Raw genomic sequence first — 8,701 nt, forward strand, 5'->3', positions numbered from 1 at the left:
TGGCGAGGGATAAAACCCATGCTCGCGCGAGATCCGATGGCCAGCCTCAACGATATCCGTTCCACCTTCCTCGACTACTTCAAGCGCAACGGCCATCAAATCGTGGCCTCAAGCCCCTTGGTGCCACGCAACGATCCGACCTTGATGTTCACCAATTCGGGGATGGTGCAATTCAAGAACCTGTTCTTGGGGTTGGAGCATCGGGACTACACCCGCGCCACCACCGCGCAGAAATGTGTGCGCGCGGGCGGCAAGCATAATGACCTCGACAATGTGGGCTATACCGCACGCCACCACACGTTTTTCGAGATGCTGGGCAATTTTAGCTTCGGCGATTACTTCAAATCCGAGGCGATCCCCTTTGCCTGGGAATTGATCACGCGCGATTTCGGCATTGATAAGTCGCGCCTTCTGACCACGGTCTATCACACCGATGACGAGGCCTTCGCGCTTTGGAAAAAGGTCGGCGTTCCCGAAGACCGGATCATCCGCATCGCGACCTCGGATAATTTCTGGCAGATGGGCCCGACCGGTCCCTGCGGTCCCTGCACCGAGATTTTCTATGATCACGGCGATCATATCTGGGGCGGCCCGCCGGGTTCGGCGGATGAGGATGGCGACCGTTTCATCGAGATCTGGAACGTTGTCTTCATGCAAAACGAGCAATTCGCCGATGGCACGATGCGCCCGCTCGACATGCAATCGATCGACACCGGCATGGGGCTGGAACGGATTGGGGCGCTGTTGCAGGGCAAGCATGACAATTACGACACCGACCTGATGCGCGCGCTGATCGAGGCCTCGGCCCATGCGGCTTCGGTCGACCCTGATGGACCCAAGAACATCCATCACCGTGTCATTGCCGACCATCTGCGCAGCTGTTCCTTCCTGATCGCCGATGGTGTCATGCCCTCGAATGAGGGGCGTGGCTATGTCTTGCGCCGGATCATGCGCCGCGCGATGCGCCATGCGCACCTGCTCGGTACGAAAGACCCGATGATGCACAAGCTGGTGCCCGCGCTGGTGACCCAGATGGGCCAAGCCTATCCTGAACTGGGCCGTGCGCAGGCGCTGATAACCGAAACACTGCGGCTTGAAGAAGAGCGGTTCCGCACCACGCTCGATCGCGGCTTGAAGCTGCTGGAAGACGAGTTGGCGCAACTGCCCGTGGATGCTGCCTTGCCGGGCGAGGCGGCCTTCAAGCTTTATGACACCTACGGCTTTCCGCTTGATCTGACGCAAGATGCCCTGCGCGAAAAGGGCCGGGCCGTCGATACATCCGGTTTCGACGCCGCGATGGATGCCCAAAAGGCCAAGGCGCGCGCGGCTTGGGCAGGCTCGGGCGAGGCGGCGGATGCCGCGATCTGGTTCGATCTGGCCGACAAGGGTGGGCCGAGCGAATTCTTGGGCTATGACACGGAGATCGCCGAAGGGCAGATTACCGCGCTGGTGCGTGATGGCGCGGTGCAAGACCGCGCCGTGGTCGGCACACAGCTGGCAATCATCGTGAACCAGACACCGTTCTACGCCGAAAGCGGGGGTCAGGTCGGCGATACGGGCATGATCAAGACCGCGACAGGCGTTGCGCGGGTGAATGACACCAAAAAGGTCGCGGGGCTTTTCTTGCACATGGCCGAGGTGGTCGAGGGTGAGTTGCAGCCGGGCCAAGGCGCCGAGTTGATCGTCGATCACGCGCGCCGCGCCGATATCCGCGCCAATCACTCGGCCACGCACCTACTGCACGAGGCGCTGCGGCGCGCGCTTGGCGACCATGTCGCCCAGCGCGGCAGCTTGAATGCGCCCGATAGGCTGCGTTTCGATTTCAGCCATGCCAAGGCGCTGAGCGCGGAAGAATTGGCGCATGTCGAGATCGAGGTGAATGATTTCATTCGCCAAAACAGCCCCGTCGAAACCCGCATCATGACGCCCGACGCGGCGCGCGAGCTGGGCGCACAGGCGCTGTTCGGCGAGAAATACGGCGACGAGGTGCGCGTGGTGTCGATGGGCAGTCAAGCGGGCTCGGGCAAGGGGATGGACGGCCAGACCTATTCGCTGGAACTTTGCGGCGGTACGCATGTGCGCCACACCGGTGACATCGGCCTTTTCGTGGCGCTTGGCGATAGCGCCTCCTCTTCTGGGGTGCGGCGCATCGAGGCGCTGACAGGGCCTTCTGCCTTGGCCTATCTGACGAGCCAGGACCGGCGCATGCAGGCCTTGTCGCAAGAGATGAACGCCACCGCCGCCGAGGTGCTTGAGCGGGTGCGGATCTTGAAAGACGAGCGCAAACGCCTCGAGAACGAGGTCGCGCAGCTGCGTCGGCAATTGGCGATGGCGGGCGGCGCCGATCAAGCGGCTCCGGCGGTGGATAGCGTCAATGGCATCGCCTTTCACGCCCAAGCACTTGGCGGTGTGACCGCGCGCGATTTGGCGGGGTTGATCGATGATCACAAGGCGCGCTTGGGATCGGGCGCGGTGCTGTTGATCGCGGATACCGGCGGCAAGGCGGCGGTCGCGGCCGGTGTGACCGACGATTTGACCGGGCGGCTTTCGGCGGTGGATCTAGTGCGCGCAGCGGTTGCCGAGCTGGGTGGCCAAGGTGGCGGCGGACGCGCCGATTTTGCCCAGGGCGGCGGCAAGGATGTCGCCAATGCACCCGCCGCGATCACCGCTGCGCACAACGTTCTCAAGGGAGTATGACCCATGCCTAAGGCTTATTGGATCGCACATGTCACCGTGACCGATGACGCCGCCTATGGTCGCTACGCGGCTTTGGCGACCGAGGCGATCGCGGCGCATGGGGGCGAGTTCCTGGTACGCGGTGGCAAGGCCATCCAAAAGGAGGGGCGCGCTCATCCACGCAATGTCGTGGCGATTTTCCCCAGCCTCGAGGCGGCCAATGCCTGCTACGAAAGCGCAACCTACCAAGAGGCGATCAGCCATGCCAATGGCGCTTGCGAGCGCGAATTGGTCTTGGTCGAGGCCGTGAGCTAGAAACCGATCGTGGCGCGCGCCCCGCTGCCGATGGTTTCTTGGTAGATCAGATAGGGCTGCGCGACACCACCTTGGGGGGCGCGGAAGCGTGCCAAGGCCCTGCCATGATCGGCGCGGATGATGTTCACGGCGCGCGCCAGCCCGTCTTGCTCGATCACGAAGCGCAGGCTGCCGGGTTTGAGCCCGAGCGCCGCGGCGCTTTTTCGGCCAAGGCTACCCGCATGCGCGGTGATGACTTCCAAGATATCTTCTGCGGCCGGCACATAGGCAGGCAAAGCATCGTCGCTGGGCCACGGCGCGCGGTGATAGGCCATCAAGACATCACCCGGCGCTGCGACGGGCCGCGCCGCGCCCGGCAAGGGCATGGGCAGCTCGCGTATCGGGCGCAAGGCGAGTGTGGGCATGACATCTTGGTAGAGCAAGATCCGCCACCCCGCCTGCGACACCTGACTGACCCCGTCACGCCATGCAGCGATCAGGGCCAAGGCCAGACCGCGCCGATAGGCGGGGTCGATCCAATCACTCATCGCTGCGACATGTTCGAGGCGCCACAGATGCAGGCATAACCCATCATCGGCGAGCGGCTGTGCGGCGCGTGCCATCACGGACGCAAGATAATCGGCCAAGGCCGCGCTGTTGTTGCGGGTCTGTTGAAGAATATCCATCGCACCGCCATGATCAATGACGGCTCACCATTGCGGCGAATGATTGATAATTCGTTGCCCTTTCCGGCCGCTCAGCTTGCGGGGGGCTTGCCGCGGCGATCTTTTGCTCCAGCAGCTTGCGCGCGCGCGCCTCGGCGATGCGCACGCGCACCAGCGTGCGGAACAGTTCTTCGGTCGTGGGTGAAGAGGCGCCGATGGCTGTCGCGATCTGTTCGACCAGCCGATCATCGCCAAGCTTTTCAGCCGCCGCGATGGTGTCGCGGGCAAGCTGATCTGCAAGTTCCTCGGCGATGCGGCTCATCTGTCACCCCTAGCGCGTGTTTTCCGTCAGGCGGCGGCGCACATAGCTTTGCACGCTGTCGATCATCGGGTCCATATGGGGATCCTCGAAGAAATGCCCCGCCCCTTCCATCTCCTCATGGGTGATGGTGATGCCCTTTTGCTCATGGAGCTTGTCGACCAAGATGCGTGTGTCTTGCGGCTTTGCCACGCGGTCAGCGGTGCCATTGATCACAAGGCCCGAGGCAGGGCAGGGCGCCAAGAACGAGAAATCATACATATTGGCGGGTGGTGCCACCGAGATGAAGCCGGTGATCTCGGGGCGGCGCATCAAAAGCTGCATCCCGATCCACGCGCCGAAAGAAAACCCCGCAACCCAGCAATGCTTGGAATTGGGGTTCATGGCCTGCAAATAATCAAGCGCCGAAGCCGCATCGCTGAGTTCCCCGATACCTTGATCATATTCGCCTTGGCTGCGCCCCACGCCGCGGAAATTGAACCGCAGCACGGTAAACCCCATCTTGTGAAAGGCGTAATGCAGATTATAGACCACGCGGTTGTTCATCGTGCCGCCGAATTGCGGGTGCGGGTGCAAAACGATGGCGATGGGCGCGTCCTTGGCCTTTTGCGGGTGGTAGCGGCCTTCGAGCCGACCCTCGGGGCCGGCGAAAATCACCTCGGGCAAAATGTCTCTCCTTGCCGTGGCTTCGGCGGTGGCCGTGCTTGACGCGTCGCGGGCCGCTGCCTAGAACCATTCCAAATCGTGCCAGTCGCGCAATCCTGCGACCGGGTTGGTTTGCAGTTAAGCGCGCAGACCGTAAAGGTCAATCTTTGCAAGGGGGATGGGGTGCAATGAAGCTGAGCACCAAGGGCCGTTACGCGATGGTCGCGATGGCCGATCTTGCGATGATGAAGGGCGACGGTTTGATGACGCTGGCCGAGCTGTCGCGCAGACAAGATATTTCACTGCCCTATCTGGAGCAATTGTTCGTCAAGCTGCGTCGGGCGGGGCTGGTGGAGTCGGTGCGCGGGCCGGGCGGGGGCTACAAGCTGGGCCGCGCCGCCGCCGAAATCCGCGTCGTCGAAATTTTCGCCGCCGTTGATGAAACGGTCAGCGCGCTGCACACCGGGGCGGGTGCAACGGGTGCTGTATCGGGCAGCCGGGCACAATCGATGACCAACCGGCTATGGGAAAGCATGTCGGCGCATGTCTATGTATTCTTGCACCAGACGAGATTGTCGGACGTCGTGCAGAACGAGCTGACGCCCTGTCCTGCGGTGCCGACGCTATTCGAAGTGGTCGATGAGGCGTGATGGCGCGGATCTATCTCGATCATAATGCGACCGCGCCGTTGCGGCCCGAGGCGCGTGTCGCCATGGGCGCGGCGATGGATGTGATCGGTAACCCCTCCTCGGTGCATGCCGAGGGGCGCGCGGCCAAGGCCATTGTCGAGAAGGCGCGCGCGCAGTTGGCCGCGACCTTGGGCGCGGATGGGGCCGATATCGTCTTTGTGTCGGGTGCAACCGAGGCCGCGGCTCTGGCGCTTGCGGGGCGTGATCTGCGTGGGTCGGGGATCGAGCATGACGCGGTGCGGGCATGGACGCGCGAGGATCTTCCGGTTGATCACCGGGGTATCGTAACCTTGGAGACGCCGCGGGATGCGACCCTGCAACTCGCCAATTCCGAGACGGGGATCGTGCAGGATCTGCCGCCCGGCCTTGCCGTCAGCGATTGGACGCAAGGGTTCGGCAAACTGCCCTTGGCTTTCGGCTGGGCCGATATCGGGATGGTTTTTGTATCGGCGCACAAGATCGGGGGTCCCAAGGGGATCGGCGCGCTGATCATTAAGCGCGGCTTGGATGTTGGGGCGCAAATCAGGGGCGGCGGGCAAGAGATGGGCCGGCGTGCTGGCACCGAGAATCTCATCGGCATCGCGGGATTTGGGGCGGCAGCGGTCGCCGCGGCACAAGATCTGGCCGATGGCGTTTGGGAAAGGGTTGCGCAACTTAGAAATATTCTAGAAAAGACTCTGGAAGACCGCGCGCCATCGACTATTTTAGTCGGGAAAGGCGTCGCGCGTCTGCCGAATACCAGCTACTTGCTCACGCCGGGGTGGCGTGGCGAGACGCAGGTGATGCAGATGGATCTCGCAGGGGTTGCGGTTTCGGCGGGGTCTGCCTGTTCTTCGGGCAAGGTCAAGGCCAGCGCCGTGTTGCGCGCGATGGGTTATGACGCGGCGCATGCGGCCGCTGGTTTGCGGGTGTCGCTCGGCCCCCAGACGACCGAGGCCGAGGTGCAGGCCTTTGCCGATCTGTGGCTTGCAGCGCGCAAGCGTGCCGCGGATCGCGCGCGTTGAGAATGGATAGCGCCCCTGCGTGCGAGGGGGGTGAGGGAAAAGGCGGGGCGGCGTTTTCGCCCCTATGACATGACCGGCGAAGCCCGGTGCGACGGAGGAATGACCATGGCCGCACTCGATACAGAAGTCCGCGACGGCGTCGACCGCGAGACCGTTGAGACCGTTCAGGCCATGAGCGGCACCTATAAATACGGCTGGTCCACCGATATCGAGATGGATTACGCGCCCAAGGGTGTGAACGAAGATATCGTGCGGCTGATCTCGGAAAAAAACGAAGAGCCGGAATGGATGACCGATTGGCGCTTGCAGGCCTTCAAGCGTTGGAAGCAGATGGCCGAACCCGAATGGGCCATGCTGAATTATCCGGCGATCGACTATCAGGATCAGTATTACTATGCCCGCCCCAAGAGCATGGCGGAAAAGCCCAAATCCTTGGATGATGTCGATCCCAAGCTGTTGGCCACCTACAAGAAGCTGGGCATCCCGCTGAAGGAACAGATGATCCTTGCCGGCGTCGAAGGGGCCGAGGATATGCCGACCGAGGGCCGCAAGGTCGCCGTCGATGCGGTATTCGACTCCGTCAGCGTCGGCACCACCTTTCAGGCCGAGTTGAAAAAAGCGGGCGTGATCTTTTGCTCGATTTCCGAGGCGATCCGGGAACATCCCGAATTGGTGAAAAAATACCTCGGCTCGGTCGTGCCGATCACCGACAACTATTTCGCCACGCTGAATTCGGCGGTCTTTTCGGATGGGTCATTCGTTTATATCCCGCCCGGCGTGCGCTGCCCGATGGAATTGTCGACCTATTTCCGCATCAATGCCGAAAATACCGGCCAGTTCGAGCGCACACTGATCATCGCCGACAAGGGCAGCTATGTCAGCTATCTTGAGGGCTGCACCGCACCCAAGCGCGACACCCATCAGCTTCATGCCGCGGTGGTGGAGCTGGTGCTGCTGGAAGATGCCGAGATCAAGTATTCCACCGTGCAGAACTGGTATCCGGGCGATGCCGAGGGGCGGGGCGGGATCTACAACTTCGTGACCAAGCGCGCCGATTGCCGGGGCGATCGCTCCAAGGTGATGTGGACGCAGGTAGAAACGGGCTCGGCGATCACGTGGAAATACCCGTCGTGCATTCTGCGTGGCGATGATTCACAGGGTGAGTTTTATTCCATCGCCATCGCCAATAACGCCCAACAGGCCGATACCGGCACCAAGATGGTGCATCTGGGCAAGCGGACCAAGTCGCGCATTGTCTCCAAGGGGATCAGCGCGGGCCGCGCACAAAACACCTATCGCGGGCTCGTGTCGATGCACCCCAAGGCCAAGGACAGCCGGAACTACACGCAATGCGACAGCTTGCTCATCGGCGATAAATGCGGCGCGCACACGGTTCCCTATATCGAGGTCAAGAACAACTCGAGCCGGGTAGAGCATGAGGCGACGACATCAAAGGTCGATGACGACCAGATGTTTTATTGCAGAAGCCGTGGCATGGGCGAGGAAGAGGCGGTGGCCTTGATCGTGAACGGCTTCGCGCGCGAGGTGCTGCAAGCCTTGCCGATGGAATTTGCCATGGAAGCCCAGCAGCTTGTCGCCATCAGCCTTGAGGGAAGTGTCGGCTAAGGCTGTGTGAACACATCTGCCAAGGTCGCATGTCAAAGCGGGGTGCGTTTATGAATATGAAATTCTGGCTTACTGCGGGCGAACCGCGCTTGCGCTACGCGCTGTTGGTGGCTTTGGGCGTGGTGATGATGATGACGCTGACCTACCCGGTCTGGAAGCCGGGTGGGGCGGGCCTTGCCGCTTTTGCGGCGGTGACCGCGACGATCATCAGCCATGTCTCTGCCAAGCTGATCATGCGGAAGTGACATGAACAGCCTCGCGCCTCACGCGTCTGTGACCCCCGGTGGTCACCTTATCCCGACAGGTCGGTGCGTTCGGCGGCATATGCGCATGGGACGGAATGTATTTCACGAGGGCAGGAGAGTATCCACCATGGAAGACAAGCGATCCGATCAGATCAAGCTACGCCATTTCCAGACGGAACCGGCGCTGTCGGCCTTGGGGGATGCGGGGATCGTGTGGTTCCGCGATGTCGATATCACGGCTGGCCGTCACGAGGGGCGGCGCGTGCTCTTTGCCACCGACAAGGAGGCCGACCCGATCCAACGCGCCCATCGCAACGCGACCTTCTACGAGTCAGAAGAGCTTGCCCTGCTCAAGACCCATGTGAAAAAGGGTGCGACATTCGTCGATATCGGGGCGAATGTCGGCAACCACACGCTTTATGCGGCGATGTTTCTCGGGGCCGCACGCGTTATCCCCGTCGAGCCCAATCCGCTGGCGCTGCGGCTGTTGCTGATCAATGTGATGATGAACGGGATCGAGGATCGCGTGATTAACACC

At 61.9% G+C, this 8,701-nt stretch carries 9 protein-coding genes and 1 pseudogene; 7 read left to right on the plus strand and 3 right to left on the minus strand.

From position 1 onward, the window contains the following. Positions 1–36 precede the first annotated feature (36 nt). Together alaS and ACTG4J_RS05385 are read left to right on the plus strand one after the other, a co-directional pair. The gene (gene alaS / locus ACTG4J_RS05380; protein WP_439137750.1) at positions 37–2,697 is read left to right on the plus strand and encodes an alanine--tRNA ligase; all 2,661 of its coding nucleotides are present in this window, start codon (positions 37–39) and stop codon (positions 2,695–2,697) included. Between the two features lie 3 nt (positions 2,698–2,700). After that, positions 2,701–2,991: a DUF1330 domain-containing protein gene (locus ACTG4J_RS05385; RefSeq protein WP_439137738.1), complete on the plus strand. Its 291-nt coding sequence runs from the start codon at positions 2,701–2,703 to the stop codon at positions 2,989–2,991. On the opposite strand, the gene ACTG4J_RS05390 is transcribed toward ACTG4J_RS05385, so the two are convergent. From ACTG4J_RS05390 to ACTG4J_RS05400, 3 genes are read right to left on the minus strand one after another with little or no spacing between them, the layout of a single operon-like run. Beyond that, positions 2,988–3,656 (minus strand): hypothetical protein, encoded by a 669-nt coding sequence (locus ACTG4J_RS05390; RefSeq protein WP_439137740.1) that lies wholly within the window; start codon positions 3,654–3,656, stop codon positions 2,988–2,990. The two genes, ACTG4J_RS05385 and ACTG4J_RS05390, sit on opposite strands and share 4 nt — an antisense overlap. Before the next feature lie 13 nt (positions 3,657–3,669). Then, positions 3,670–3,957 carry a hypothetical protein gene (locus ACTG4J_RS05395; RefSeq protein ID WP_439137741.1) on the minus strand — a complete coding sequence of 96 codons (288 nt, stop codon included), beginning with the start codon at positions 3,955–3,957 and terminating at the stop codon, positions 3,670–3,672. A gap of 9 nt (positions 3,958–3,966) precedes the next feature. Then, positions 3,967–4,620 carry an alpha/beta hydrolase gene (locus ACTG4J_RS05400; protein ID WP_439137743.1) on the minus strand — a complete coding sequence of 218 codons (654 nt, stop codon included), beginning with the start codon at positions 4,618–4,620 and terminating at the stop codon, positions 3,967–3,969. Positions 4,621–4,787: 167 nt separating this feature from the next. On the opposite strand from ACTG4J_RS05400, the gene ACTG4J_RS05405 reads away from it, so the two are divergent. The 5 genes and pseudogenes from ACTG4J_RS05405 to ACTG4J_RS05425 form a co-directional block, all read left to right on the plus strand. Continuing rightward, positions 4,788–5,249, plus strand: coding sequence for an Rrf2 family transcriptional regulator (locus ACTG4J_RS05405; protein ID WP_439137745.1), 462 nt, complete (start codon positions 4,788–4,790; stop codon positions 5,247–5,249). Further along, positions 5,249–6,292, plus strand: coding sequence for a cysteine desulfurase family protein (locus ACTG4J_RS05410; protein ID WP_439137747.1), 1,044 nt, complete (start codon positions 5,249–5,251; stop codon positions 6,290–6,292). The genes ACTG4J_RS05405 and ACTG4J_RS05410 overlap by 1 nt, the downstream gene beginning before the upstream one ends. A gap of 105 nt (positions 6,293–6,397) precedes the next feature. Continuing rightward, positions 6,398–7,918, plus strand: coding sequence for a Fe-S cluster assembly protein SufB (sufB, locus tag ACTG4J_RS05415; RefSeq protein WP_439137752.1), 1,521 nt, complete (start codon positions 6,398–6,400; stop codon positions 7,916–7,918). 50 nt (positions 7,919–7,968) lie between these two features. Then, the gene (locus ACTG4J_RS05420) at positions 7,969–8,163 is read left to right on the plus strand and encodes a hypothetical protein (protein WP_439137748.1); all 195 of its coding nucleotides are present in this window, start codon (positions 7,969–7,971) and stop codon (positions 8,161–8,163) included. Positions 8,164–8,290: 127 nt separating this feature from the next. Then, positions 8,291–8,701 (plus strand): annotated as a pseudogene (locus ACTG4J_RS05425) (hypothetical protein); the annotation flags it as partial.

It is taken from the genome of Roseicyclus sp. (assembly GCF_965662675.1).
Lineage (GTDB): Bacteria > Pseudomonadota > Alphaproteobacteria > Rhodobacterales > Rhodobacteraceae > Roseicyclus.